At 67.6% G+C, this 26295-nt stretch carries 19 protein-coding genes and 5 pseudogenes; 10 read left to right on the top strand and 14 right to left on the bottom strand.

The window, feature by feature from the left end; all coding sequences use genetic code 11:
• Nucleotides 1–994, bottom strand: a 994-nt coding sequence (locus ACIPK3_RS33210; RefSeq protein WP_402575798.1) for a right-handed parallel beta-helix repeat-containing protein, incomplete at its 3' end; no start/stop codon positions are given.
• A gap of 114 nt (nt 995–1108) precedes the next feature.
• On the opposite strand from ACIPK3_RS33210, the pseudogene ACIPK3_RS33205 reads away from it, so the two are divergent.
• From ACIPK3_RS33205 to ACIPK3_RS33195, 3 pseudogenes are all read left to right on the top strand, one after another.
• A pseudogene (locus tag ACIPK3_RS33205) lies at nt 1109–1909 on the top strand (FG-GAP-like repeat-containing protein); the annotation flags it as partial.
• A 190-nt stretch (nt 1910–2099) separates the two neighbouring features.
• A pseudogene (locus ACIPK3_RS33200) lies at nt 2100–2373 on the top strand (lamin tail domain-containing protein); the annotation flags it as partial.
• 65 nt (nt 2374–2438) lie between these two features.
• Nucleotides 2439–3013: pseudogene (locus ACIPK3_RS33195) on the top strand (transposase); the annotation flags it as partial.
• Nucleotides 3014–3198: 185 nt separating this feature from the next.
• On the opposite strand, the gene ACIPK3_RS33190 reads toward ACIPK3_RS33195, so the two are convergent.
• From ACIPK3_RS33190 to ACIPK3_RS33180, 3 genes are all read right to left on the bottom strand, one after another.
• Nucleotides 3199–3819, bottom strand: a complete 621-nt coding sequence (locus ACIPK3_RS33190; RefSeq protein WP_402575796.1) for a hypothetical protein — start codon at nt 3817–3819, stop codon at nt 3199–3201.
• Nucleotides 3820–3949: 130 nt separating this feature from the next.
• Nucleotides 3950–4486 carry a low molecular weight phosphatase family protein gene (locus ACIPK3_RS33185; protein ID WP_402575794.1) on the bottom strand — a complete coding sequence of 179 codons (537 nt, stop codon included), beginning with the start codon at nt 4484–4486 and terminating at the stop codon, nt 3950–3952.
• Nucleotides 4483–5958 carry a polysaccharide biosynthesis tyrosine autokinase gene (locus ACIPK3_RS33180; RefSeq protein ID WP_402575792.1) on the bottom strand — a complete coding sequence of 492 codons (1476 nt, stop codon included), beginning with the start codon at nt 5956–5958 and terminating at the stop codon, nt 4483–4485. The genes ACIPK3_RS33185 and ACIPK3_RS33180 overlap by 4 nt, the downstream gene beginning before the upstream one ends.
• Before the next feature lie 477 nt (nt 5959–6435).
• Between ACIPK3_RS33180 and ACIPK3_RS33175 the strand changes: the two genes are divergently transcribed.
• Together ACIPK3_RS33175 and ACIPK3_RS33170 are read left to right on the top strand one after the other, a co-directional pair.
• Entirely contained in the window at nt 6436–6939 is a 504-nt protein-coding gene (locus ACIPK3_RS33175; protein WP_402575790.1) for a hypothetical protein, read from the top strand.
• A gap of 143 nt (nt 6940–7082) precedes the next feature.
• Complete coding sequence (locus ACIPK3_RS33170) at nt 7083–7868, top strand: glutaminyl-peptide cyclotransferase (protein ID WP_402575788.1); 786 nt, start codon at nt 7083–7085, stop codon at nt 7866–7868.
• Nucleotides 7869–7936: 68 nt separating this feature from the next.
• On the opposite strand, the gene ACIPK3_RS33165 is transcribed toward ACIPK3_RS33170, so the two are convergent.
• The 4 genes from ACIPK3_RS33165 to ACIPK3_RS33150 are packed head-to-tail and all read right to left on the bottom strand — an operon-like array spanning nt 7937 to nt 13941.
• The gene (locus tag ACIPK3_RS33165) at nt 7937–9130 is read right to left on the bottom strand and encodes a glycosyltransferase family 4 protein (RefSeq protein WP_402575786.1); all 1194 of its coding nucleotides are present in this window, start codon (nt 9128–9130) and stop codon (nt 7937–7939) included.
• Nucleotides 9117–10094 carry a D-glucuronyl C5-epimerase family protein gene (locus ACIPK3_RS33160; protein WP_402575784.1) on the bottom strand — a complete coding sequence of 326 codons (978 nt, stop codon included), beginning with the start codon at nt 10092–10094 and terminating at the stop codon, nt 9117–9119. The genes ACIPK3_RS33165 and ACIPK3_RS33160 overlap by 14 nt, the downstream gene beginning before the upstream one ends.
• On the bottom strand, nt 10091–11314 hold the full coding sequence (locus tag ACIPK3_RS33155) for a glycosyltransferase family 4 protein (protein WP_402575783.1): 1224 nt from the start codon (nt 11312–11314) through the stop codon (nt 10091–10093). Before ACIPK3_RS33155 ends, ACIPK3_RS33160 begins: the two co-directional genes overlap by 4 nt.
• Nucleotides 11311–13941, bottom strand: coding sequence for an O-antigen ligase family protein (locus ACIPK3_RS33150; protein ID WP_402575781.1), 2631 nt, complete (start codon nt 13939–13941; stop codon nt 11311–11313). The genes ACIPK3_RS33155 and ACIPK3_RS33150 overlap by 4 nt, the downstream gene beginning before the upstream one ends.
• A gap of 468 nt (nt 13942–14409) precedes the next feature.
• Here ACIPK3_RS33150 and ACIPK3_RS33145 point away from each other — a divergent pair, with 468 nt between their 5' ends.
• Both ACIPK3_RS33145 and ACIPK3_RS33140 read left to right on the top strand, forming a co-directional pair.
• Nucleotides 14410–15720 (top strand): glycosyltransferase family 4 protein, encoded by a 1311-nt coding sequence (locus tag ACIPK3_RS33145; protein WP_402575779.1) that lies wholly within the window; start codon nt 14410–14412, stop codon nt 15718–15720.
• Nucleotides 15717–16334, top strand: coding sequence for an acetyltransferase (locus tag ACIPK3_RS33140; RefSeq protein ID WP_402575777.1), 618 nt, complete (start codon nt 15717–15719; stop codon nt 16332–16334). Before ACIPK3_RS33145 ends, ACIPK3_RS33140 begins: the two co-directional genes overlap by 4 nt.
• Before the next feature lie 191 nt (nt 16335–16525).
• Here the strand turns inward: ACIPK3_RS33140 and ACIPK3_RS33135 are convergent, their stop codons facing one another.
• From ACIPK3_RS33135 to ACIPK3_RS33120, 4 genes are all read right to left on the bottom strand, one after another.
• A complete protein-coding gene (locus ACIPK3_RS33135; protein WP_402575775.1) occupies nt 16526–17683 on the bottom strand; it encodes a DegT/DnrJ/EryC1/StrS family aminotransferase in 1158 nt (385 codons plus the stop codon).
• The gene (locus ACIPK3_RS33130; RefSeq protein ID WP_402575773.1) at nt 17676–18404 is read right to left on the bottom strand and encodes a sugar transferase; all 729 of its coding nucleotides are present in this window, start codon (nt 18402–18404) and stop codon (nt 17676–17678) included. The genes ACIPK3_RS33135 and ACIPK3_RS33130 overlap by 8 nt, the downstream gene beginning before the upstream one ends.
• Entirely contained in the window at nt 18401–20233 is a 1833-nt protein-coding gene (locus ACIPK3_RS33125; RefSeq protein WP_402575771.1) for an SDR family NAD(P)-dependent oxidoreductase, read from the bottom strand. Before ACIPK3_RS33125 ends, ACIPK3_RS33130 begins: the two co-directional genes overlap by 4 nt.
• A gap of 289 nt (nt 20234–20522) precedes the next feature.
• On the bottom strand, nt 20523–22223 hold the full coding sequence (locus ACIPK3_RS33120) for a DUF4012 domain-containing protein (protein ID WP_402575769.1): 1701 nt from the start codon (nt 22221–22223) through the stop codon (nt 20523–20525).
• A 299-nt stretch (nt 22224–22522) separates the two neighbouring features.
• Between ACIPK3_RS33120 and ACIPK3_RS33115 the strand changes: the two are divergent.
• From ACIPK3_RS33115 to ACIPK3_RS33105, 3 genes and pseudogenes are all read left to right on the top strand, one after another.
• A pseudogene (locus tag ACIPK3_RS33115) lies at nt 22523–23149 on the top strand (acyltransferase).
• Nucleotides 23146–24237 carry a non-hydrolyzing UDP-N-acetylglucosamine 2-epimerase gene (gene wecB / locus ACIPK3_RS33110; protein WP_402575767.1) on the top strand — a complete coding sequence of 364 codons (1092 nt, stop codon included), beginning with the start codon at nt 23146–23148 and terminating at the stop codon, nt 24235–24237. Before ACIPK3_RS33115 ends, wecB begins: the two are co-directional and overlap by 4 nt.
• Entirely contained in the window at nt 24123–24719 is a 597-nt protein-coding gene (locus tag ACIPK3_RS33105) for a transposase (protein WP_402575765.1), read from the top strand. Before wecB ends, ACIPK3_RS33105 begins: the two co-directional genes overlap by 115 nt.
• Here ACIPK3_RS33105 and ACIPK3_RS33100 read toward each other — a convergent pair.
• Both ACIPK3_RS33100 and ACIPK3_RS33095 read right to left on the bottom strand, forming a co-directional pair.
• Nucleotides 24688–25897: pseudogene (locus ACIPK3_RS33100) on the bottom strand (IS3 family transposase). The gene ACIPK3_RS33105 and the pseudogene ACIPK3_RS33100 overlap by 32 nt on opposite strands.
• 209 nt (nt 25898–26106) lie before the next feature.
• A partial coding sequence (locus ACIPK3_RS33095) for a hypothetical protein (RefSeq protein ID WP_402575763.1) occupies nt 26107–26295 on the bottom strand: 189 nt, incomplete at its 5' end.

Genomic DNA, 26295 nt, shown 5'->3' with positions numbered 1-26295 from the left:
CGGTGGTGCCGGACAGCGTCGTCGAATCACCGACGAAGATGCCCGCGCCCTGCGGGGTATCCGACTTGGTTACGGTGTTTCCGGAGACCAGGGAGTCGACCAGGATCGTGGTTAGGGCGTGGGCGTAGACACCGCCGCCGTCTTCGGTGGCGGTGTTGTTGGTGACGCGGCTGTTGATGATGGTCACCGAGTCGCCTGCTGTTTCGATTCCGGCGGCGTAGGCGGCGGTGTTGTTGCTGATGACGGAATTCTGGTCGATGGTGAGGTCACCGTCCGACTGGTAGATCCCGCCGTCGCCGGACGCGCCGGCCCGGTTGCCGGTAACGGTGACGCCGTGGAAGGCCACGGTTCCGCTCAGGACGGCACCGCCTGCGTAGTAGGCCGGGCCGGTGCGGTTGTCCTTGATGGTGCCGCCGGTGAGGGTGATGGTGCTGTCGGATGAGTAGAGGCCGCCGCCTGCCGCGGAACCGACGGCGTTGCCCTGAAGGATGAGGTCGGTGGCGGTGAAGGTGGTGCCGGCATCGGTGGAGATGCCGCCTCCGTTGTTGTCGCCGGGGTTGCCGTTGATGACGGCGAGCGTGTCGAGGGCGAGGGTGGCGGTGTTGGTGAGATGGATGAGGCGCAGCGTGCCGTCTGTGCGTTTGAGGGAGGCGTGGTTGCCGGTGACGGTGAGGTCCTTGTCGATGACGAGGGCGTTGGTGGCGTCCGTTTTGTTGGAGTCGTCGTAGCCGTAGACGCAGTAGCTGGCCAGGGACAGGGTGTCGCCGGGGGAGGCGGCGGTGACGGCGTTCTTGAGGAGCGTGCCGGCTGCGACGGGGTCCGGGGTGCAGCCGACAGGAGTGATGGCAGCGGCCTGAGCGGGAGCGATACCCGCCAGGCCGCTGACAGCCAGGCTCAGCATGAGAGTCGCCGTCCGCTCCCGCAGTGCGCGGGAGACCCGGGACCTGCGGGGCTCCTGGAAGGTGTGGTGGGTTGTGCTACCGCGTCGCGCCATGCGCCGACCCTCCCGAATCGTTCTTTCCACCGGGTTTCTTGACCGAGCAGGAAGCGGGATCGGAAGACGCCCAGCGTCGCCGTCCCCACCTGAGCTGCTTCTTTCGGTTCGTCGGTGTATGGATCCCCGACGGGTGGTGTGCCTACTGGCTGCGCAAGCCGGAAGCCTCCATACGAGGGGAAAGGTCACCCGCTCGGCGCCCACGGTGATGCCGTCGGGCTCGCAAGGACCAGCAACGACTCGATCTGCCAGGGCGATGCCGGCGGACCGGTCCTGCGCGAGAGCGACAACGGCGCCGAACTTGTCGGCATCGCCACCCGTTCCTGGCGCGGCGGCTGCCTGGGCGAGAGCGAGACCCGCAACAACGCCGAAGCGCAGCGCACGGACGACCTCAGCGAATGGATCAGCGCCACCGCCCACCGCGCCTGGACCCGCCAGCTGGCCGCCGGTGACTTCACCGGCGACGGCAAACCGGACGCGCTCGCCGTCGACGGGACCGACGGCAACCTCTACGCCCACCCCGGCGACGGCAAGGGTGGTTTCACCGGCCGCCGCCAGATCGGCATCCAGTGGAACACCACCCCCGTCATCACCGCCGGGGACTTCACCGGTGACAACAAGTCCGACATCGTCGCCATCCGCGACGACGGCACACTGCTCACCTACCCCGGCGACGGCACCGGCAGGTTCGGCCACACCATCACGGCCGGCACCGGCTGGAACAGCATGCGTCTGCTGGCCGCCGGAGACCTCACCGGCGACAAGAAGACCGACCTGCTCGCCGCCCACGACAACGGCACCCTCTACATCTACCCCGGTGACGGCAAGGGAGGAGTCGGACGCGGCATCACGGCCGGCACCGGCTGGGACGGCATCCGCCTCATCGCCGTCGGCGACTACAACGGCGACGGCAAAGCCGACCTCCTCGCCCTGCGCAACGCCGCCACCTTCCACACCTATCCCGGCGACAACCACTACGCGACCCCTGTGCCACCCAACCCTAACCACCGCACCACATGGCCGGGCGGCCTCAGCCCCACAGAGGCTCGGGCCGCCCGGCCACCCGTGTTCCAGGGGCCCGGTCAGGCGCGTCCGAGGGTCCGGGTGGGCGGACCTGACCAACATCACCACGCCGGGCGGTCAACCTCAACGGGTGGACGCTGCGCGACGAGGACGGCCACACCTACACCTTCCGCCAGTTCACCCTGGCCGGCCGGGCCACGGTCCGCGTCCACACCGGAGACGGCCGCGACACCCGCACGGACCTCTACCAGGACCGCCACGCCTACGTCTGGAACGACGACCACGACACCGCCACCCTTCGCGACGGCCACCGCCACCTGGTCGACACCGCGTCCTGGGGCCATCACCGCAACTGAGGCTGATCCCTCGGAGTGGGACTGTAAGACGTTCGGTGTAACTCCCGATCATGGAAGATGCATCGATGACCAGTGAGAACGTGTCCGAGTCCCAGGCTGCCGAGCCCACGAAGGCTGCGTCGGCGAAGGCCGTGGACGACCAGTTGATCGACGAGCTGGTGGGCCGCGCCCAGGCCGAGGGCCTGCAGCTGACCGGCGAGGGCGGACTGCTCCAGCAGCTGACCAAGCGGCTGCTGGAGTCCGCCCTGGAGGGCGAGATCACGGACCACCTCGCTTATGACAAGCACGATCCGGCCGGCAAGAACGGCGGCAACTCCCGCAACGGCACACGTTCCAAGACGGTGCTGACCGACGTCGGCCCGGTGGAGACAACCGTGCCCCGGGACCGCGACGGCTCCTTCGAACCGAAGATCGTCAAGAAGCGGCAGAAGCGCCTGACCGGCGTCGACGAGATGGTCATCTCGCTGGCCGCGAAGGCCTGACCACCGGCGAGGTACAGGCGCACCTGGCCGACGTCTCCCGCCAGACCATCTCCACCATCACAGGCAAAGTCCTCGAGGGCATGGCCGAATGGCAGAGCCGCCCCCTGGACGCCGTCTATCCGGTCGTCTTCATCGACGCCATCCACGTGAAGATCCGGGTTCTGTCGACGATCTTGTGATCCAGGTGGCCTGGGCTCATCGTGTGAGTAGGACGCGTTTGCGAAGGAGATCCAGGCTGGCCCGGCCGAACATCTGCCGTTTCAGCATCTTCAGCCGGTTGATGTTGCCCTCGACAGCGCCAGAGCTGTGCGGCAGGGACAGGCCGTTGCGGACGGCGTCGAAGTCACGGCGAAGGTGGTGGGCGAAGGACGAGTGGGGCCAGGGTGTCCTGTTCGGCTCCAGTGATCCAGTCTTCGAGGCGGTTGCCGTGGCGTCCGGTCATCATCACAGCGAACTTCCTGACGTGGCCGGTGAGCCGGTCCAGCTCGGGATCGCGCTCCCGCAGCCGGTGCAGTTTGTCGGCGTACTCGTCCCGCAGGTGTTCGGGATGGGTCATGATCCAGGAGGTGACCTCGCGGACCGATGGAGCCTTCGGACCTGGTGCCGGCGCATATCCGCGCCCGGTCCGGTAGCGCCGCAGGTGACGCTGGACGGCCAGCTCTCCTCCGGGATAGCCAAGTTCCTGGATCTCCCGGTAGAGCTGTGCAGCGTTCCTGACACCTTCGTTCCAGCGTCGGTGCAGGTGGCCGATGTAGGGGTCGACGACATGCGCTCGCTGGAGGCTCTTGGCCACAACGTCTTCGGCGGAACGGGCGTTGACCAGTTTGCGGACGGTGGCCTGGTGCAGCCCAAGTTTCCGGCCGATCGCCGCCTTCGACATCTCCTGTTCCCACAACTGGTGGGCGGCGGCATGCTGTTCACGCAGTCGTTTCACGATCTTCAGCTCGTCCGGCAGCTGGACCACCGGCGGCTCCTCTTGCGCGCTTTCGTGTGTGCCGACAGGGCCGACGGAGGGGCTCGTGACCGTCGAGCATCTGTGGCTGCTGGACGCGAGACTCCCTGGCCCGAGCAGGCCACGCTTGAGGATGCGTCTCTCACAGTCGGATAAACCTGATCACCGCCTTGTCGATCTCCAGGGCACACTCGTGGAGCTCCTTCCAGGGCAGGCCCCAGGGATCCCGAATGTTGTCGTCGGGCGGCGGGACCGGGGGTTCAGCACCGCGACGACCGGCGGCCGCCGCCACCAAGGGGTCGAGTCCGTTCCCTCCGCTAGCCCGTGTGCCTCCTCCCTCTGCGAGCCGCACGAACTCCTTCAGAGTGAAGCAGCGTCGCATCGCCGTCGGCACCAGGCGCACGGCCGCTTCCCTGTGCTCGCGTGTAAGCCCGAGGATCAGCGAGGCGCCCGCGATGAGTTGGGCGGTGAGGGGGCGAGAAGCGAACCCGGATCCGTCACCGCCCAGCTTCTCCAAGATCGCCCGGGTGTCGTCCTTCATGCGGGAACCGCACCGCGCCTCTGTGCCGGCGCTCTCGGGCCATAGGGCAGATCCTGGCGGCAGTCTCGCTGCCAGGAGGCGCTCAGCGAGCACCGATCGGAGCACGTTGCCCGTGCAGACGAACAGGATCCGGGTCATTTCCCGTCCGCGAGCCGCGTCACCGCGGAGGCGGCTCCTTCCTGCGGGCCGGCGAAGGTGCGCGGAGCAGGCAAGTAGCCGTACCGCCCGTATTCACCGTAGCGGCCACAACGGCCGCTCCTGGAGACCGGGGCCATGCTGAACACGGTCCCCAGCATTTGGGCGCCGACGCGCTTCAGCGAGTCCGTGGCACTGTGCACCTGGTCCCGAGTCGTCTTGGTCGCTTTGACGACAAGTAGCGCACCAGGGCGGAGGCGGGCCAGCCCCAGGGTATCGGCGACCGGCAGAAGCGGTGCGGTGTCTACGATCACGACCTTGTACGTGTCCGCGAGCTCGCGCAGTACCCCTTCCGCCCGCGCGGAGGAGAGCAGCTCCGCGGGGTTCGGGGGTACGGCGCCACTGGTGAGCACCGACAGCCCGTCCGTGACCTGCTGCATCACATCCTCCGTACGGGCTTGTCCGGTAAGCACAGTGGTCAGGCCCGCATTCTGGACGAGGCCGAATGCGTCTGCCACGCTCGGGTGGCGCAGGTCGCCGTCCACGAGGCAGGTGGAGACGCCGGCCTCCGCGAGCGACAGGGCGAGGTTGATCGCGGTGTTCGTCTTACCCTCACCGAGTACCGAGCTCGTCACGATGATCACCCGCGGCGGATCGTCGACCTGCGAGAACTGCAGGTTGGTACGCAGTTTGCGGAACGCTTCGGCGCGCCGAGAGTGCGCATGGGCACTGGCGATGAGCTGCCTTGGGGCGTTCCTGTCGTATGGGATCGTGCCGAGGCCAGGCAGAGCGGTGAATGTGTTGAGTGCCTCGCTTGTCTTGAAAGTGGTGTCGAGTGTCTCGCGGAGCGCCACCAGCCCGGCAGCGAGCAGCAGACCTCCCACCGTCCCCACGGCGAGGTTCAGCCACGGGCGGGGCGACGCGGGCGATGTGGGGGTGACGGCTTCCTGGGTGACGCCCAGGGAGACGGGGGAGGCAGGCGCGGCGGGGCCCCCCTGGTGCTCCGTCTGGTGGGGGGACGAGGGAGTGGGCCGCTTGGGGGTCTCCAAACCCTCCACGACCGAGCTGAACTGCTCTGCCACAGCGTTGGCGATACGCGCCGCGCGCCGGGGAACGCTGTCCTGGACTGTGATGTCGATCAGCACGGTCTTGAGCGGAACGATGGCGGTGATCCTCGAAGCCAGTTCCTCTGGGGTGGTGTGCAGCCGCAGCTGTTTCACAACGGGAGCGGTGACATGACGGCTCTTCACGATCTCTGCGTACGACTGGACGCGTGCCTGCGAGAATGTCTGCCCCCCGTTGAGATCGACAGTGTCCTCCCCCGTGTGGGTGGCGACGAAGAGCTGCGTTCTTGCCTCGTAGGCGGGGGTGCTCAGGCTTGTCACAGCGAGCGCCGTGGCGACTGACAGGACCAGACAGGTCACGGCCGTGGGCCACCTTCTGGTGAGAGCCTTCAGGAATTCTTGGAGATCCAAGCTGCACCCCTCACGGAACTGAGGGAACTACCCGGGTTGAGGCTTTCTGTTCCCTTTGGACGCAGTCGACCATAGGGACTCCGGCTCTACGCACGAGGGAGCCTTCCCCCGTGTCGACCGTACGAAGGTCTTTGACCGGCCCCGCAGGGGGCGGGACTACGCCAAGCCGGTGATTTCTTGTGCCACCACGCCCAGGGATGTCGTTGTTTTCTCTCTGGTGTCTGCGTCCATGTAGTGATGCCCACGCGCCGGACGGCTGCCAACCTGAGCCCGGGGTCCAGGCTCAGGCTCTGAGTCAAGGAGTGTTTGACGATGACTGCATCGCGCAGACGGTGGCCCGCTCTCGCATCGGTGGCCTCGGCCGCCGTTCTCGTCACCAGCACTCTGATGGGGGCGGAGGCTGCCACGGCGCAGCCGTACCCGCCCGCGCCCCCGCCGCTGTCCGTCGGTACCACCCTAGTGTCCGCAGGAGAGACGTTGAGCTTCAACGTCGGTCCCGGCGTGTTCGCTCCGAGCTCGGACGTCACGGCGCTGCTCGAGTCAGACCCGGTGGTAATCGGCCGCTTCCGGGCTCTGGCCGACGGCTCTGTGTCGGGGGCGGTGCGCATCCCTCAGACGACCGTTACCGGCTGGCACGTCTTCCGGCTCTCGTCGGACAGCCCCGACGCGAGTGTCGGCGTCAGCATCTACGTGCAAGGCACGGCGACGACGCCTACACCGACCCCGAGGCCGACCCACCGCCCCGGCAAGCCCGGGAACCATCACGAGCCAGGGCGCCCTGGGCACGGTGACCACCGTTATGACTCACTGCAACTTGCCGCAGCCGTCAAGCCGACGAATTCCCCTTATCCGAACGAGGACAGCCAGGGGCTCGCGGCGACGGGGAGTGACCAGGCGCTGGTGATCGGCGGCACCGCGACCGCTCTGCTCCTGGCTGGCGGCGGCTCGGTGCTGGCCGTACGCCGTCGGCGCAGTTCCTGAAAGGTCGGAGTTTGCGCACCGCGAAGCCACGGGATCCCGTCCGTCCGCCGGGGACCAGTCGGGCCGGCAACCGGGCGGCAAGCCGTCGCCGCCCACTGAGACGCGTCCTATCGGCCATCGCGGCGCTCCTGGCGACGGGCTCTGTGTGGGCGCCGTCCGACGATCTGGCCGATCGGAGCCGAACACACTGGCGGTGGGCAGACGGCCACGCAGTCCAGCGGCTGAGAGCGAAGGTCCTCGAAACCCTCCCCCACGACCCGCGGGCGTTCACTCAGGGCCTGGAGATGTCGGGAGGCAGGCTCTACGAGGGCACTGGCCTGTCCGGCCAGTCCACCGTTCGCTCCGGGCCCCCCGGCAAGCCCGCCGGGGCTCTGATCAGCCTTCCTGCTCCCCTCTTCGGTGAGGGGATCACCCTGGCGGGCCGGACCCTGTGGCAGCTGACCTGGCGGAACCGGATCGCGATCGAGCGGGACGCGAGGACCCTGAGGGAGCTGCGCCGCGTCCCGTATGCCGACGAGGGCTGGGGGGTTTGCTTCGACCGCGGCGAGCAGCGGTTGGTGACGAGCGACGGTTCGGCGCTACTGGCCTTCCGCGATCCGCACACCCTCGCGAAGACGGGTGAGGTCACCGTACTCGAAGACGGCCGGCCGGTGACAAACATGAACGAGCTGGAATGTGCCGGGCGCTTCGTCTACGCCAACGTGCTGCCCACCGACCGGATCGTGCGCATCGACCCCCTCACCGGGGCGGTGACGGCGAGTATCGACGCCTCGGGTCTCCTCCACGCAGACGAACTCGCCCCTGGTGCCGCCCTGAACGGCATCGCGGCGGTACCCGGAACGGACCAGCTCCTCCTCACGGGCAAGTTCTGGCCCAAGATGTTCCGAGTCGCCCTGGTCCCGGCACAGCCGCCGAGCATTGCCCGCTGAACCGGAAGTGGGCGGTGAGATGACGTGGCACGGGCCCTCGTTGCTCCTCTGTGTGCGGCAGGGCCTGATCACGCCGCTCCCTCGCGGGCCACGTCCCTGTACAGCCGCTCGAGCTCGGCGACCTTGAGGGAGCCGCGCTCGGCCTGCTCGATCAGCTTTCGATTGACCCGACGGTCAATGGCATCCAGGGGCCCCGTGCTGGAGAGCACGTCAGCCAACGAGCCCACCAGCGGCTCGGGAAGCAGGTCCGCACGCAACCCCTCAGCCACCAGTTCCTGGTAGGGCGCAATGTGGGAGAGCAGCAGTCGGCACCCCGCCGCCGCGGCTTCGAGCACCGACGAGCTTCGCTGGTCGGCTTGAGGAACCGAGATCACCGCATCGCTTGCCCGCATCAAACCGAACGTCTCGGCGTGGCCCAGCGGCTGATCGATGATGGCCATCCGACCGGCCACGTCTTCTGCCCGGGCGTGCAGGAGTGCGAGATATCCGCGTTGCGCGCGTCTGGCGCCGGCGTGTGTCGGCTGGTGACCCGCCAGCACCACCAGGAACAGGTCGGGCCGAACCCGTGCGGCGTGGGTGAACGCCGTGAGAATCTCGTGTGTCCGGTAGACCTCCGACGTGCTGCGGACGGACAGGACGACCGTGGCTTCGGCTGGGATGCCATACCTTGCGCGTGTGACCAGGGCATCGGTGTCACTTCCAGCGTCCAGCAGTGCATCCGGTACTCCCCAAGAGAGGGCCCTGATCCGCGAGCGGGGAACCCGATATCGGTTCGCGACCAGCTCAGCCACCTCACGGGAGGTCGGCACCACGCGAGCGGCGTGCCGGAGCGCCAGGCGAGCGACCGCCGCACGACCCGGATGACGCTCCGCCGCCCTCAGCTCAGAGCCCCACGGGGTGATCACGAGGGGCACTGCCGGCTGGACCGGCAGCAGCAGGGAGAGCGCCCCGTGTGCACCGAGTGAATGGACGTGGATGACATCAGGCCGCGCGTGACGCACTTCGCGGGTCAGCCAGTGTCCGGCGCGCACGACCCGCAGCGGCCACCCTCCCGTGGGGGCTGACGCGGCTCGCCAGCCGTCGGGAGGTGAACTCGGCTCATGCCAGCTACATACAGTAACCTCGTGACCTCGCACAGCGAGGTCGCCCGCCCAGCGTCTGGTATGCGCCGATGTGGCCGGTGCGAGCAGGACGATACGCAGCGGCGCAGCCGGTGTATCTCGAGTACCCACTCGGCGCGGTTGCTGGTCATGGCCGGGCATGATGCTCCCTGAGTACAAACCAACCCTTTTCGACCGCGGCCCGCAACTTCCTGGCCGGGCTGCGCGTGTAGCTGTCCCAGGACGCAGCCACTGCCAGCCATCGCGGGTCGGCGAGCACTCTTCCGGCGGCGGTCAGCAATGCGACGTGCAGGCTGTGGTAGGCGAAACTGGCGGGGGCGGTATGCCGGAGGTCGTACCTGGTCCAGTACCCCAGGTCGAAGGCGTCCAGTGAGCCACGGATCCGGTCTGCCATGCGTTCGTGAGGAGTTCCGCTCTGATGTCGACTCAGCTCGCAGAGCCCGAAGAGGGCGAAGACCGCACCGTTGAGAATGTGGCTGACGGGGTCCGACGGGCATTCCTCGGGGAAGGGGCGCCCCAATTGGTCGTAGTGCGAGCAACCGCCGGCCTCCAGCGGGCGGAGCATCAGCTGCACCGCGCCTTGGCTTGCATCGAGGAAGGATCCCTCGCCGGTCGTGGCGTGCGCGCGCAACATCACGGACATCGCCAGGCCTTGGGCCATGGCCGAGTACCAGCCAGGGCGCACCCCGTACCGGGGCACTGGTACCGGGTATCGCCATCCGCCGTTGCCGTCCTGGCTGGCACGCAGCCATCGGGCCTGGGTCAGCAGGGCCCGCACGCCTGGCAGCTGTTGGTCCGCAGTGACCGGCTGTGGAGCGGCGGCGAGGGCGTCGGTGTGCTGTGCGAGTGCGTACAGGCTGACAGAGACTGGGTTTCGGTAGGCTTCTCCGGTGGCTGCACGGGTCACCACCACGCGCTCGTGGTCGAGCACGCTCCTGGCCGTCATGGGCCGCAGGTCGAGGGGGTACTTGCCGGGACGGGCGGTCGTCGTGCCGCCCTGGGACGGCTTCGCGTCGACCGGGAAGCTCGGCCGCCGCAGGTCGCGTACCGCCTTCGCCGCCTTGCCGGCCAACGCCGTTTCGGCCCACATCCGGCAGTCCTTCACGCCGACTTCTCCCTGCTCAGCATCCGACAGCGCCTTCGGGAGGCGAGGGCTTGGTGATACAGCTCGTTCACCTGGCTGACTGTCCCAGCGATATCGAACTGCCGGAGCGCGAGTTCCCGGCCCTGGTTGGCCATGCGAAGACGCGATGCGGGATCGGCGAGCAGGGCGGTCACTGCCTGTGCCAGTGCGGACGGATCGGCGGGCGGGATCAACAAGCCGGTGCGGCCGTGCTGGACGGTGTCCGGCAGGCCACCGACGTCGGTCGCCACCACACCCTTTCGCATGAGCAGCGCCTCCACCACGGCATAGCAGGCGGATTCGTCCATGGACGGGTTCACCAGGACGTCCAGGCCGGCCAGGACCGATCCGATGTCGGACCGAAAGCCGGTGAACTGGATTCGGTCCGCGACCCCGAGTCGAGCGGCGCGGCGTTCCAGCTCACGCCGGTACTCCCCGGCGCCGACCAGCTCGTCACCGATCACGAAGAACCTGGCCTGGGCGTGCTCACGCAGGATCAGCGGTACGGCGTCGATGAAGACTTCGTGCCCCTTGACGCCGACCTCGCGAAACTCGCGGAGCTTGCTCGGATACATGTAGGCGACCATGCCGATGGCAGGTGTGTCTGCGGTGAGGCCGAACTCACGGCGGAAGGCGTCCGGCGAGGTTGTCGGATTGAACCGGTGCACGTCGCAGCCGTAGTAGCTGACCGCGACCGAGCGAGCTCCCATGGCCTGGTAGCGGCGTGCGATCGCCCGGCATGATCCAAGCACCATATCGTCCCGGTGCAGTGTGAGCCGCTCCAGGATCCGAAAGAGCGCGATGCGTAGATGGACCAGTCCGGGAACCTGCGAGACGACCAGTGCTGGCCGGTAGGCGGCCGACACCACTCGGGCCACGAGCCTCGCGATGATCAGATGCGAGTGGATGACATCCGGCTTGTAGTTCCTGACGAACCTCACCAACTTCCAATGCCCGGCCAGCAGGACTGTCAGCTGGCTGAGCCTATGGGGCACTCCGAACGGGATGATTTCCACCCGGACGCCGCGGAGCCCTCGCAGCCGGTCGGCGAGCGGGCCCTCACGGGGCAGCACCGCGCACACCTCGTTGCCCAGCTCGGCAAGGCCCCGCACCTGGTCGTGAAACCAGCTTCCGCCGACGGATGCCGAGGTGATCTGCAGGACCCGCAGTGGCCGCGGATTGCCGGTAGCGGAAGTTCTCATCGCGCCACCTGTTTCGGTCCGTCGGCCAGAGCCGGCTTTGCGGCCAGAACGATCAGCATCAGACCGGCCAACAGGGGTGGGACCAGCAGCACCTCGCCGAACAGCGAGCAGACGGCGGCACCGATCATCGCCAGCAGCGCCGATTCGCCGGAAGGATCACCGGATCGTGCTGCGCACCACGCCCGGCGGGCGCCGAACGCGAAAAGCGAGCCGACGCCGGCAGCGCCCAAGAGGCCGAACTGCGACAGAACGGTCAGGTAGGTGTTGTGAGCGAAATGCAGGAGCGGAAACTGGAGGAGCATGACGTCGTAGTCACCTGTGACGTGGTAGTAGGCGGGCAACTGAGGGGCGAAGTTCAGATATCCGACACCGAAGGCCGGGTGTGCCTCGAACATCCGCAGCGCGCTGCTCCACAAATCGAGCCGCACCGCGGAACTGATGTCCGGCGCACCGCCGAGGATCGAGTCGAACCGGGCCGCGATCGGCACCGGCAACAGCGGTATCAGGCAGACCGCCCCAACACCTAGACACAGGACTGTGCGCAGTGATCTACGAGCGGCGTAGAGCGCGATCACCACGATTCCCGCCAGATAGGCCGCGCGGCTCAGTGAGTACGCGACGCCCACGGCGAGCACAACGACCCCCGCGCCGACGGCCAGCCGTAGCAAGGGCGCCCGGACGGTGGGATGGTGCCTGAGTAGCACCGCGACCGCCATGACGAACAGGGCACCCATCGCGTTGTGGTTCGCCGCCGCCTCTTGGGTGACGGCCAGAACCGCGGTGTCAGCGGGCGCGAGACCCGGCTGCGCAGCGAACACGGACCCGATCTGAACGATGTCGATCAGTGCCAGAATCACGCTGCCGCCACAGAACACCAGGAGCGCACGGTCGAGAGCACGTCCGGGTTCGACGACCAGCGGCAACAGCAGCGGCGCACACATCAGTAGCAGGTAACGCCAATTGTTGGCGTCCGGCAGGCCGTTGTCACCGGTCATCACGCTGGTAGCCGCCATGTATCCGACTGTGCCCAGGGCGATCAGTACACCGACGGGCTTCGGCCGCGCGACCCCTGGGCCAGCGATGACACGGCCCAGCAGGCAGACGAGCATCAGAGCGACCAGCACGCTCGGGGTGATCAGTGAACCGCCGGGCTCGGACTGGGAGAAGGGGATGGCCGCCGCGAGCAGGCACAGTCCCACCTCCCAGATCAGAGCCAGCACCACGACCACGAGCGTGACGGCACCGAAGGTGGGGCTGAACGCCATTGCGAGGCAGCCGACCCCGGCCGCGGCCAGGACACCCGCCGGGACCATGAGCCCTCTGTCGACCAGGACGCACCTCACCGGCCTCGGGTACAGGCTCCGCCAGCGGTAGCGGACCGTCTTGACCGGCGGGATCCCGTCCGGCGTCTGCGTCGGCGCGGGTACCGCCTCGGCGTGGACGTTGTCTGGTCGGCACCGGCGGCTGTGGGCGGCGGCAGGGCGCACTCTGTAGACGAGCAGCACGGCGAACACCAGATATCCGGCCGAGTCGGCGATCCCGGCACCAACTGCGGCATGGCGGGGGGTCAGCACCAGGAGAAGCGCGATGTTGACCACGGCGCCGATCACAGTGGCTGCGATCACCGGCCGAAGCAGGCCGGCAGCCGCCAGATAGGGCTGGATCGAGCGGGCTGCGCTGAACACCACGAGTCCGGGGAGCATCGCCCAGAGCACAGGCCCGGCACCGGAGTACGACCGCCCGTAGACCAAGGGGATCAGAACGGGCGCGGCTGCCGCCACCACGGCGGCAGCCGCGGCGGCGGCAGCGAACACGGTCCGGGCAATCCTGGCCGCCGCCCGCGCGTCGATGGCACCTGAGGTGACGGCGGGAAACACCACGAGAGCGACCGTCGTCGACAGCAGCAACAGGCCCTCCGCCAAGGGCAGCGCCACCGCGTACACGGCTACGGCCGTCACTCCAGCCAGAGCCTGGATCACCGGAACGTCCAGGCGGAGCATTCCGTAGTGGACGAGGTTTGGGAGGTAGGACCTGAGGGCGAAGCTGCCGAAGATACGGACGGGCACCGCTTCACCATCGGCGTGGACGCGAGTGGTGGACGCGATCAGCAGCGCTGCAGCGCAGACTAGTTGACCGGCCATCACTGACAGGAAGCAAGTGACGGGGGTCAATGATCCCGCAGCGAGCAGGCCGCAGATGCCGAGGAAGTAGCTGGCCGAGGGGATGGTGCTGAGCAGGTTGTACGTCGCGACGCGGCCACGGCCGAGCTCAGCCATACCGAGCAGCGTGGTCAGCAGGCTCACCGGGGACATGAGGGCCACGAGCAGCGCGAGCCGGTACGGCATGCCGAGCAACACGGCCGACCAGAGTTGGCCGAGCAACAGCCACAGGGCCGCCAAAGCGGAACCCGAGATCGCGGAGAACATCACGCTCCACCGCACGATCTGCCTGAAGGCGGTGTGCGAGATCCCGGCGAATCGAGCGTTGGCGTTGTCCATGCCCAGGACGGTGACGATGCTCAGGACGGACGGGACCGAGATCATGACCGCGAACGTGGCCCTGCCTCCCACCCCTAGAGCCCGGGCGGCGATGACGCCGGCCGCGAAGCTCATTGCGGTGGCGAGCAAACGGGTGGCCAGTGTTCCCCCGATCGCCGCCGGACTCACCCCCGGTAGCCGCACTCGGAGACTCTTCGTGATCGACAGCACCAGGGAACGGCCTCCGGAGTCGCGGGTCGGACCACTGCCGGGAGCACTCGTGGCCTCAGCAGGGCATGCACAATCTAGCGGCGCGGGTGGCAGAAAGTAGCGAGCCCCGTACGTTGAGTAGTAGTTTTTCGATTGTCAAGCCGCCCACGGTGATCCTGGCTTGAGGCGGGGAGCCCCTGCCTGCGGGGACGACCGGCGGGAGCGGCAAAACACGGAGGTGAAGGCGACCGGCATGCCCGATGCGCGTCTGCGGTCCCCCGGGCAGCGAGCCGACCCAAGCGCACTGCCACGGTCATCGACGTCCCGGCGTCACAAGCCCACGACGAGCCCTAGCTCGGCACGCCATCAGAACAGGTACGGCGGACCGGCATTGACGGAGGTAGGGACTTGAAGATCTGGATCTTCAACCACTATGCGGCGCCGCCGGACTGCGCAGCGGGCACCCGGCACTATGAGCTGGGCCGGGTGTTGGCGAGGGAGGGGCACCAAGTCACCGTCTTCGCAAGCAGCTTCAGCCATTTCACCGGGCGCGAGGAACGACTCGCGCCCGGGGAGAAGATGGCGACCCGGACGATTGAGGGCGTCGGTTTCTTCTGGGTTCGCACGCCGTCCTACACCGGCAACGGATATCGCCGCGTGCTGAACATGGCCCACTACGCGATCCGGGTGCTCTGGGCGCAGCGCAGTCTGAACCGGCCGGATGTGATCGTCGGTTCATCGGTTCACCTGGCTGCGGTTTTCGCCGCCTGGCTGGCGGCTCGCGGCCGCCGCGTTCGCTTCGTCGTCGAGGTGCGAGATCTGTGGCCGCAGACGCTGATCGATATGGGTGCGCTGCGCGAGAATGGACTGCCTGCTCGACTGCTCCGGTGGGCCGAGTCATTCTGCTACCGACGTGCGGCCGCAGTGATCTGTCTGCTGCCCGGTGCCACCGAGTATCTGAAGGCCCGCGGTGTGCCGCCCAAGGAGATCCATTATGTGCCGAACGGGATCCCTGACCTCCCCCGGCCAGCGGAGCCGCAGCAGCCGCTCGACCCGGACATGGCAGAGCCAGGGCATGGGGCCGCTGAACTGATCGAACGGATCAGGCGTTTCCGCAAGGACGGTTTCCTCGTCGCCGGTTACGTCGGCTCGCATGGACCGGCGAACGGGGTGTCGACCCTTGTCGCGGCGGCGGCGGAATTGCGAGCCCCCGGCCGGCCGCCGGTCGCTGTTGTGATGGTCGGCGACGGCCAGGAGAAGGCCGCTTGCCAGCGGCTCGCTCGCCGACATGGTCTGGACAATGCGCTGTTTTGGCCGCCGGTGCAGAAGCAGGCTGTGCCGGCCGTGCTGGCAGAGCTGGATGTTACGTTGTTCTGCCTGCGCGATGTCGCGGTCTTCAAGTACGGCCTGAGCAGCAACAAGTTGTTCGACTACTTGGCGTCCGGCAAGCCGCTGCTGTTCGCGAGCAATGCGCCCGGCGGCCCGGTGCGCGAGTCCGGCGGCGGGGTGTGCGTGCCCGCCGAATCGCCGTCGGAGATGGCGGCCGCACTGGCCGGTCTGGCCGAGATGAGCGAGACGGAACGGGAACGGATCGGCGAGCGAGGCCGCCGCTGGGTCTACCGGCATCACGGCATGACTGCGCTGGCAGGGGCATTCCTAGCCGCGGTTTCGGAACCCGGGCAGTGCGACGAGGACCCGGGACAGGGGGTGCGGGTGTGACCCTGCACATCGTAGGCGCGGGTGGTTTCGGCAGGGAGACGCTGGACGCGGTGCGGGCGGCCGCCGCGGTGCCCGAGGTGGTGTTCGTGGATGAGCATCCACGAGCCAATCGGGTGGAAGGCTGTCCGGTACTGCTGCCTGGGCAGGTGTCCGCGTCCGGTGGCCGGCGAGATGAGTTCGTGGTCGCGATCGCCGATGCCCACACGCGCCGCAGACTGGTCGGAGAGTTCGAAGATCGCGGGATGCGGGCGGCGACAGTGATCGACCCGCGTGCGATCGTCTCCCCCCGGGCCACGATCGGGCGTGGCTGCGTGGTGTTGGGCCAGGCATTCATCTCCACCGGCACCGTCGTCGGCGCGCACGTCCAGGTCAACTACCAGGCGAGCGTCGGTCACGACACGGTGCTCGAGGACTTCGTGACGATCCTGCCGGGGGCCAACATCGCCGGCAGCGTCACCGTAGGCACCGGTTCAACCGTGGGAAGTAACGCCGCCGTGCTCCAGGGCCGCCGGCTCGGGCCGTCCGTCATGGTCGGCGCCGCGGCTCTGGTGACCCGCGATGTCGCCGCCAGCCAGCTGGTCACTGGCGTCCCAGCCAGACCGCGGGAGTCCTGACTATCACGTTCGGTCAGCGGATCTTGTGGCCTTGTGCGCAGAGCCGCCTGCATCGGTGGGTCGGATCACTTCCGCGCCGCCGTTCAGGGACGCATCAAAGCCGCGACCGGGCACCGGTGGGCGCGGCGCGGGTCCGGGCGCCGTTACGGCCCCGCGCGCACAAGCCGCCCCGACCGACACGCACTGCGCGATCACCGCGCACCAATTGGGGTCGGACGGGCATGCGTCGACATCGTTGACCGGCCGACCGCGCCGGTCACCGCGTCGGCGATCTCGGCCACCTCGGCCGCTGTCAGCTGGTGGTGCACCGGCAGCGAGAGCATCGCGGAAGCCACTGACTCGGTCACGGGCAGTGCTGCGGGGTCCCGAGTTCCGCCTTCTCTCCTGGCGAAGATCGGCTGTCGGTGTACGGGCGGGAAGTAGATCCGCGCTTCGATGCCCTGGTCCAACAGGTCTGCGAGCACTTGGTCCCGGATGCCGGGGAGCAGGCAGGTGTAGAGCATGCGGGATCCCCTGGCGACAGGTACCTGATATGGCGTCGTCAGGCCGGGCAGGCCGACCAGCCGCTGGGTCAGTGATTCTGCGATCAGTTGTTTGCGTTGCAGGATGACGTCCAGCTTGCGCAGCTGCACTCGGCCGATCGCGGCCTGCATCTCAGTGAGGCGCCAATTGTAGCCGAGGCTTTCATGCTGGTACAGACCGGTCTGACCGTGGTTGCGGAGCAGTTGCAACCGCTCCACGAGGTCCGGGTCGTCGGTCAGCACGATGCCGCCCTCACCGGTGGTGATGTTCTTGGTGGGGGTGAAGCTGAACATGGCCGACCGGCCGAAGGTGCCAACCGGTCTGCCACGGTACTCGGCGCCGGCCGCCTGCGCGGCGTCCTCCAGCAACGGCAGGCCCGCCGCGTCGCACACCCGCGCCAGCCCGTCGAGGTCACCGGGTTGCCCGGCGTAGTGCACGGTCATGACCGCGCGCGTGGACGGGGTGATCCGGGCCTCGACGGAGACCGGGTCGAGGTTGAACGTCCGTGGGTCGATGTCGGCGAACACCGGGGTGGCCCCGACATGGCACACCGATGTCGCGGTGGCGACGAAGGTCATCGACGGGACGATCACCTCGTCGCCGGGACCGATGCCCTCGGCGAGCAACATCGCCTGCAGCGCGGTCGTGCCGGTGCAGAACGTGACCCCGAACCGCGCCTGATGCCGGTCTGCGAACTCCTGCCCGAAGGCGGCGTTCTCCGCACCGTTGGTGAGAACACCGCTGCAGAGAACCCTGCGTACCGCGTCTACCTCCTCCTCACCGAAATCAGGACTGGCGAGCCGGATCCGGACGTTGTTGTCAGGCACCTGAGAGCATCCCTTCTGACCTGTGGGCGATCGGGTCGTCTGCGTGGCTGGCGGTGGTTCCGCCCCCGGCCATGACTGTCCAGACGGTGAGGCACAAGATGGCCAGGTCGAGCCTGAAGCTCTGACGCAGGACGTAACGCAGGTCCCACTCGATGCGCTCCGGCCAGCTCAGTTGCTGGCGGCCGTGAACCTGGGCCAGTCCGGTCAGGCCTGGGGTGACCAGCAGTCGCAGTTGCTGACGTTCGGTGTACCGGCGTACCTGGTACGGCAGGGTCGGCCGAGGCCCGACGAGGCTCATCTGTCCTCGCAGCACGTTGACCAGCTGTGGCAGCTCGTCAAGCGACGTGCGGCGCAGTACCCGTCCGACTGCGGTCACCCGGTCGTTGTCGGTGTCCCCCGCTCCGTCCGGTTCGGCTGGGGCACTTCGCATCGTGCGCAGTTTGAGCAGGAGGAACAGGCGCCCATCACGGCCGACGCGGTGCTGTCGGAACAGGACGGGTCTGCCGTGCGCTACCAGATGCGCCAGAGCGGCGAGGGCGCAGAGTACTACGGCGGGCACGATGACCAGGCTTACCACGATCAGGTCCAGAAGTCGCTTGCCGAGGTACGGCCTGCGCTGAGGCTCGTGGCCGCCGACCCGGGCGTCGCCGGGCATCGTGGCAGGCGTTTCCGGGATTCCCGTATCTGACTGGTACCGACCTGACAGAAGCGAGGCGGTCATCTGGTGGCCTCCGCTCTCGCGGGCTGGCCGGGCACCATGTGCTGGGCCGCCGGCTTCTCGGCCTCGGGCGCGACGGCCAAGCGAGCCAGAGCTGCGCGGACCTCATCGGGATCGGTGAGGGGGCCGAGGCCGGCGACCTCACCGGCATGGAGTGCGGGCACTGGCACCTGCCTGACCAGCGGATGTCTCGGCCGGTGGTCAGGCTCTCCGTTGCCCAGCAGGTCCTCGGTCAGCTTTTCGCCGGGCCTCAGCCCGGTGAAGACGATCTCGACGTGCCGCGATGCCGCGGCGGCCATACGACGAGCGAGATCGACGATGCGGACCTGGTCGCCCATGTCGAGGACAAGAACCTCGCCGCTTTCCCCGACGGCGACGGCCTGCAATACCAGTTGGACGGCTTCGGTCGCCGTCATGAAGTAGCGGGCGACCTGCGGGTGTGTCACGGTGACCGGGCCACCCGCAGCAATCTGCGCCGTCAGCGAGCCGAGCAGAGAACCCCGGCTGCCCAGGACATTGCCGAATCTGACGGACACCCAGACCCCGGGAAACTGGCCGGCCATGTGCGCGGTGAGCCGCTCAGTGAGCCGCTTGGAGGTGCCGAGGACGCTCACCGGATCCGCCGCCTTGTCGGTGGAGACGTTCACGAACGACCGCACGCCACAGGCGGCAGCCGCTTGCAGCACGTTCAGCGTGCCGGTCACGTTCGTCTTCAGCGCCTCAGCCGGGTACCGCTCCAGCAACGGCAGATGTTTCACCGCTGCCGTGTGGAACACAATCTCGGGGCGGGCCTGCGCGAAGACCTCGTGCATGCGAGAGGCATCTGTGATGTCGGCGAGCACGACCTCGTCGGAATCGAGCAGCGCACGGCCGTGGATCGCGAGTTGGACGGAGTGCAGAGCTGATTCGTCGCGGTCGAGCATCACCAGCGACGCGGGACCCAGCCGGTGCAACTGGCGGCACAGCTCCGACCCGATCGAGCCGCCGGCACCTGTGACGAGGATGCGGCGTCCGGCGAACTGATCGGCAGCGGCCTTGAGGTCCAGCTGGACCGGGGCGCGGCCCAGCAGCTGAGTGATCCGCGGATCACGGACGTCGTCGATCCTGGCCGGTCCGGCGACCAGTTCCTCGACGCGCGGAATCACCTTGGCCGTCAGGCCGAGCGACTCGGCCAGCCTGACCAGCTCGCGGATAACCTGGCCATCCCGGCACCCGCCAGCGATCGCGATCACCATGACCGCAGCTCCGGTCTGCGCAGCGACCTCCGCGAGCCGGTCTCGCCCGCCGCGCACCCGGACGCCACAGATCCGCAGTCGGCGCTTGCCGGGATCGTCGTCCAGCAGTGCGACCGGTTGATACTGCGCGCCGGGCTGACCGATCAGTCGCTGCACCAGTTGCGTTCCCGCGCTGCCCGCGCCGAACACGATCACCTTGACGGCGGTCGGCGCCGGGCGTCTTGGCCTGCGCCGTACAGCTGCGGCCCCGGTCCTCAGGGTGATCATGGCAAGGCCGCCGAGCAGGGAGCCGAGGCAAGTCACCTCCTGTCCCTCGCCCACCAGGGGAAGCCCTGCCCGGCAGGCACCCAACAGCAGCAGCCCGGCCAGCCCGGCAGCTACCAGCACCGCGCTCATCTCCGCCCCGGTCGCCGGCTGATAGCGCCCGGAGTAGAGACCGCACACCGCCCCGGCCAGTACCGCCGCTGTCCATGTGACCAGGCAGACGATGACCAGATCTCGTGCCCCGCCAAGGGGGTCAGAGGCGCTTTTGGTGGCCCACCCGAGGATCAACAGACTGCCTGTCCAGGCGATCGCGTCTATGGCGGCTTGCACCACCGGACGCCGGCACCGGACCGCAACGCCGGACCAACTCCCCGACCAGGCGCGGCTGTCCTGCACGACGGGAGACCCGGCAGGCTGAACCGCCGTCAACTCGTCGCGGTTCCCGCACTCCTCACGCAAAGCAAACCCCGATCAGCAAGCTGAAAATTTACCGAAGACCTATTTCGGCATTTTGCCGCCGCCATGTCCACGGACGCCGCCGTGTCCTTCCGGGTGGCTCGAATATTGGCCCGGTCCCGCGGACGGTGGGCATGACATCCCATCGTTCCGCCAGGCGGTCGGACTACTTCGTGCATGGCTGGATGCGCGTCCTCGTGATCTGCGGCTGTGCCAACGGCTGCACGGGCACCACGGGGCGCCGATCAGAAAGCGGTTCCACCATGCGAATATCCACTTGTCGCGTCTGGCCAGGCAAAAGCTCCATCTGCGTCCCCAGAACGGGGTGGCCGCGCTCATCCGTCGATGACAACAGAATGCGCCGCCCGTCCAGGGTCCCGCCAGTAAACCCCGCGCCGGAACTGGCGTACAACGAAAGCCAGATGCTCGTGGAACCCGGGGGGTGTGAGTGTTCGGGGTCATCGGAGCGGAGAGCGACGAGGGAGGGCAGGCCGGCTTTAGGGGCGGCATTCGTCAGCCGGATTCGGACCACGCTGGTACGACTGTCGCCCGCGCACGGGCCGAGCTCGTAAGTCAGCGACCGTCGCAGATAATAGTCCATCTTATTGCCCGCGGAGTTGTTCACCACCAGGTAAGCGAACGGCCCTGTCCTCTCGGGGACCTCTCCTGCCAGCCCGCGATCTCTGAGCTGCGACTGCGTCGAGACGTCCCTGCTCCACATACGAAGCCGGCCGTCTCCGGCGTTCTGTCTCAGCGCGTCGAGCAACGCCACCGGATCGTGGTGCTGGTGCAGCAGGGCGGTAGCAACCGACTGTGCGACCTGGACCAAGAACCGCTTGCGCTCAATGTTGCTGTACGAGGCGTAGAGAGTGCTCTCGGTGAACGCAACGGCGTTCTCCGCCGTCAGTTGCTCGCCTTCCGGGAGTCGGGCCGGCCCCGTGGCCTCGAGGAGACGGGCGAGTCCCACAGGATCGGTTGCAATGACCCCGTCGAGGCGCTGCCCCGTATGTCGCTGCCACAGGCCCGCCCAGATCTGTGCCGCGTATGGAAAATGAGCGGACAAGTTGGAGTTTGCCAGCCCCTGAGTGCTTTCAGCAGCGCCGTATCGGCGGTCGAACGCCGGTCCGAAGTCCGCCACGGGAGTGGCAGTGCGCGGCAGGCTGTCATCTGACGCGAAGTCATGCACGGTGATTCGGCCATGGTCCGCGGTCAAGATGCCGAACGTGCCCACGAGTCCGCCGGTACCGCGGGCCTCGGCATTGTTCTGAAAGGCAAGGAAGTAGGAGCGCGACCCCGAGGCGCCCAGAACAGGCACCAGCAGCCGCGCCGCGGCTCCCGCTTCGGAGACCGAGTCGGAAAGACGCGCTACCCGGCCGGACAGACGCTGCCGCGCTACGTCCAGGCGACCGACTCCCGTGGAGGTCGGCAGACCATTCATGGTCGCCTCGATTCCGGTCAACCGACGCTGCAGACTCCCCAGCAGGTCCGCCGCAGCCGATAGCCGGCGAAGATCGAAGCGACCGTCGTGCATGATCTCACGGGACGCGAGCATCTGCTGCAGGCGCACCGCCTCCGGAAGCACGCCGGTGGCCAGCCCGTCGGCGACGACACTCAGGCCCCGGGCCGACCGTAGGGAAGGGCCCATCAGCGGGAGGTACTCGGCCGCGCTCCACCACGGTGTAGATGCCGCTTTCCGGGCGGCATCCGCATGGTTTCGGATGTACTCCAGTGTCTCGGCCGTATGCTGGCCGTTGTGCCGGACCATTTCCGTTTGCAGCCGGCCGGTCGCTGCCTGCACCGCGGCAAGGTTGCTCTGAACCGTGCGGGCCTCCCACACGAGCAGACCGGCCGACGCGGCGGACAACACACTGAGAGATCCGGCAAGCCTCAGCAAAACTCGGCGACGGCGCCGTACCGCTAGAGCCGCAAGTACCCGCATACTCTCCCGCAACGCCCTTCAGCCCACACATTGAAGCGTTTGGATTAGATCAGTAACGGCGGGCACCTAGTTGCGCTGTGGAATGCAACGCGCCAGGTAGCGGGAAACACGGTCCGAACGGCCTAATATCCGAAGCGCCCAGAGGAACCACCGGTTGTGCAGAACGAGTTCCGGTCGGAGATGAACAGATACCGTACCTGTGGCAACGCACACTCGTTGTCCCACACATGAGTCAAAGCACGAGCGCACCGTATCCGCGGGTGCGAATCGCACCCGGCGCACAGATCGAGGCCTCCGCCGAACTCGGTCCTGGCACCACAGTGGGGGAACTCGCCAAGATGCGGGAGGATGCCACACTCGGTTGTAACTGCTCCCGGAGACGCCGCGTCTACGGGGGACCCGGAATTCGGATCGGCGACAGGGGCAAGATGCAGAACCACGCGCTGGTGTATGAAGCCGCCGAGCTAGGAGACGGCGTCTTCGTCGGGCCTGCGGTTGTTCTGACGAACGACCGCAACCCTCATGCCGTGGACGCGAAGGGACATCAGAAACGCGCGGGGGGGGGCAGGCGAGCGGTCCGTGTCGCTGAGGGCGCGTCATTCGGCGCGCGCAGGGTGTGCGTGGCTCCGGTCAACATCGGGCGATGAGCGATGGTCGCCGCAGGGGCCATCATCACCCGGGGCTTGCCGGATTTCGCTCTTGTTGCCGGTGTCCCCGCCCGTCGAATCGGATGGGTGGGGCATGCCCGCGAGCGGCTGGGCGCACTGCCGGGTCAGAACGGTTTCTGGGATTGCCCGAAGAGCGGCAACCTGACGAATGTTTCAGGTGAACATCGAGAGAAGTCGAGCTTGTGAAGGTCATGAGCGTCGTGGGGGCGCGTCCCCAATTCGTCAAACTCGCCGCACTGGCTGAAGCGTTCAGCCATACGCAGCACCAACATGTCATCGTCCACACCGGTCAGCACTACGACGCCGATCTGTCCGACGCCTTTTTCCAGGGGCTCTCCATTCCTGACCCCGATGTGCACCTCGGCGCCGGTTCAGGCACCCATGGTGTGCAGACTGGCACAATCCTGGCGGCCCTCGATCCTGTCATCGGCGCCGCACGCCCCGACTGGGTGGTGGTCTACGGTGACACCAACTCAACCCTTGCCGGCGCCCTCTCCGCAGTGAAACAGCAGTTCCCTGTCGCCCACCTGGAAGCCGGTCTGCGCGCCTTCAACCGACGGATGCCCGAGGAGCATAATCGTGTCCTCACCGACCACGCCGCCGATCTCCTGCTCGCACCGACCGACGGCGCCATAAAGCATCTGACAGATGAAGGTCTGGCTCATCGTGCGGTGCTGACCGGGGATGTCATGGTTGACGTGTGCCTGCGCCTGAGGGACAGGGTGTTGAGGGGTGAGGCCGTCGTCCCCGCGTTTCCGGCCTCTCTCGACTTGCGAAAGCCCTACCTCTTCGCCACTTTGCACCGGGCAGAGAACACAGACGACTCCGGTCGCCTTGCCGCCCTCGTGAACGCCCTGGCCGGTCTGCCCGTTCCTGTCGTACTGGCCGCTCACCCCCGGCTGCTCGCACGTGCCGCGAGCTTCGGCATCAAGCTGGAGCATGGCTCCGTCCGTGTCAGCCGTCCTCTTCCTTACGCAGAGCTGGTCGCCTCCGTACTCGAGTCGTGCGGCGTGATCACCGACTCGGGAGGTCTTCAGAAGGAGGCGTTCTTGCTGCAGCGCGTCTGTACGACATTGCGTGCGGAGACGGAGTGGCCAGAGACGCTCCGAGGAGGTTGGAACGCGCTCGTCCCAGACCCACGTGAACTGGGCTCCCGGGCATGGTCCGACACCGTTCTGCGCCCGGCTCCCAAGGCCTCACGCCATATGCCGTACGGCGACGGCGAAGCAGCCACCCGCGTGGTGCGGGCGCTGGAGCATCGCCTGTTCCGGTGAGTTGTCAGCGAGGGCGCGCCGAGCACGATCGCCTCGGAACCGCCCCACCGGTCGGGATACAGATTCGCCGTCCGTCGACCACGACGCGCACCTGGGGGAACTGGTCGGAGCCGATCTCCCAACCGGGCGCAGGACCCCAACAGCACCAGCAGTGTAAGCATACGTTCCAGGCGGTCACGGGTCTGTACCCCTGCCAGGCGATCTCGGCCCTGTCCGGGCAACTCGCGGAATGGGCGGGCCACCGTACCCCGGACGGTTTCCAGCGGCTTCTGAACAGCAGTGTCTGGGACGCGGACGCCGTGGGGGACGACGTCCGTGGCTACGTCGCCGAACGGCTCGGGTCGGATGGCGTCCTGATCATGGATGACACCGGGTCCATCAAGAAGGGCAGCACGTCGGCGGGGGTGGGACGGCAGTATGAGGTTGATCCCCGGGAGTGGACACCGGGTTTCACGCGACGAGTGTCAGCGTACGTGACGTGATCAGTTGCTGTTCGAACTCGGCTGGTGTGAGGTAGCCGAGCGCGGAATGCCGACGGCGCCGGTTGTAGTACGACAGCCAGCGGAACAGCTCGAGCCGGGTCTGTGCCTTGGAGACCCAGCGCCTTTCGTGGAGCAACTCGCGCTTGAGGCCCTGGAAGAACGACTCGGCGAGGGCGTTGTCGTAGCTCGAGCCGACCCGGCCCATGCTGCGGCGGATGCCGTGCCGGTGGCAGACCTCGGCGAAGGCGGCCGCGCCGTACTGGGCACCCCTGTCCGTGTGGAAAACGACGCCGCGAACCCGGTCGCCGCGGGCCGCCACGGCCATCTCGATCGCGTCGGTGACCAGCGAGGTACGCATGTGGTCGGCGATCGACCAGCCCACCACCTTCCTCGAGCAGATGTCGATCACCGTGGCGAGGTAGAGCCACGACGTGCCGACGGCTATATAGGTGATGTCGCCGCACCACCTGGTGTTGAGTGTGTCCGCGGTGAAGTTGCGCATCACCAGGTCCGGCACGGGCGGCGCGGTCCGGTCCGCGATCGTTGTCCGCTTCTTCTTGCGTAGGTGCCGCCCGACGATGTGGTTGATCCGCATCAGCCGAGTGACGCGCTTGCGGTTGATCCTCGCCCGCGGGCACGGAGCTCAGCATGGACGCGCGGGGCGCCATAGGCGCCATGGTGCTCGGCGTGGATGGCGCGGATCTCGCTCACGGTCCGCTTCTCCTCGGCCTGGCGCTCGGCTCGGGCCTGCTCGGTGGCCAGGTGCCGGTAGTAGCCGGCGCGGGACGCCCCAAGCACCCGGCAGATCCGCTTGACGCCGAAGTCGGCGCGGTTGGCGGAGATGAACTCCCAGCGGCAGGGGCTCACTTCACCTCCCGAGCGAAATAGGCGGCTGCCCGACGCAGGATCTCGCGCTCGAGCTGCCATTCCTTCTCCGCCTTCAGCAGCCGGGCATTCTCGGCCCGCAGCCGGGCCAGCTCCTCTGCCTCGCTCCCGCCCGCGTCACGGCGTCCGGGCATGGCCTGGGCCTCGTCCTTGCGGACCCACGTCCGCAGCGACTCCGCGGTGATGCCGAGATCAGCGGCGACCGACGCATACGTCCGCTTGCCGGCCGCGGCGAGGTAGAGCGCGACGGCGTCCTTCCTGAACTCCTCCGGATACGGAGACTTGCGTCCCACCTGGCCATCCCTCCCTGGACCATCAAGATCCATTGTCAGGGTGTCCACTCCAAAGGATCAGCCTCAGTTTCGCCACCAAGGGTGAACTGGCCCATGGTCCGTCGTTGTCTGGCCGCCGGTCTGTCGGCTGCCTAGGTCACCAGGGACGAGGCTTACGGGCAGGATTGGAACTTCAGCCGCCTGCTCCAACAGCTCAGCATCGACGAGGTTCAGTTGGCGCAGCCGGTGACGAGGACGGGGCTGAGGAGGCAGTTGGTGGGGGTGTTGTCGGTGATGGTGGACAATCCGTCGACGGTGTACTGGGTGTCGGTCCAGACGCCGCCCGGTGCCGGGGCGGAGGGGCTGGAGTTGCCGGTGATGTGCGAGTCCACCAGGGACACCGAGCCGACCCCCGTGCC

The sequence above is a fragment of the Streptomyces sp. NPDC086787 genome (assembly GCF_044745865.1).
GTDB lineage: Bacteria > Actinomycetota > Actinomycetes > Streptomycetales > Streptomycetaceae > Streptomyces.
Note: the sequence above shows the minus strand (reverse complement) of the source record. Positions and strands in the feature narration are given on the sequence as shown.

What these genes read in the sequence shown, in the direction of transcription:
- ACIPK3_RS33185 (WP_402575794.1), bottom strand. Translation starts at nt 4,486, where the DNA reads ATGACCCGGATCCTGTTCGTCTGCACGGGCAACGTGCTCCGATCGGTG.
- ACIPK3_RS33165 (WP_402575786.1), bottom strand. Translation starts at nt 9,130, where the DNA reads ATGCCCGGCCATGACCAGCAACCGCGCCGAGTGGGTACTCGAGATACA.
- ACIPK3_RS33155 (WP_402575783.1), bottom strand. Translation starts at nt 11,314, where the DNA reads ATGAGAACTTCCGCTACCGGCAATCCGCGGCCACTGCGGGTCCTGCAG.
- ACIPK3_RS33130 (WP_402575773.1), bottom strand. Translation starts at nt 18,404, where the DNA reads ATGACCGCCTCGCTTCTGTCAGGTCGGTACCAGTCAGATACGGGAATC.
- ACIPK3_RS33105 (WP_402575765.1), top strand. Translation starts at nt 24,123, where the DNA reads ATGGTCCGACACCGTTCTGCGCCCGGCTCCCAAGGCCTCACGCCATAT.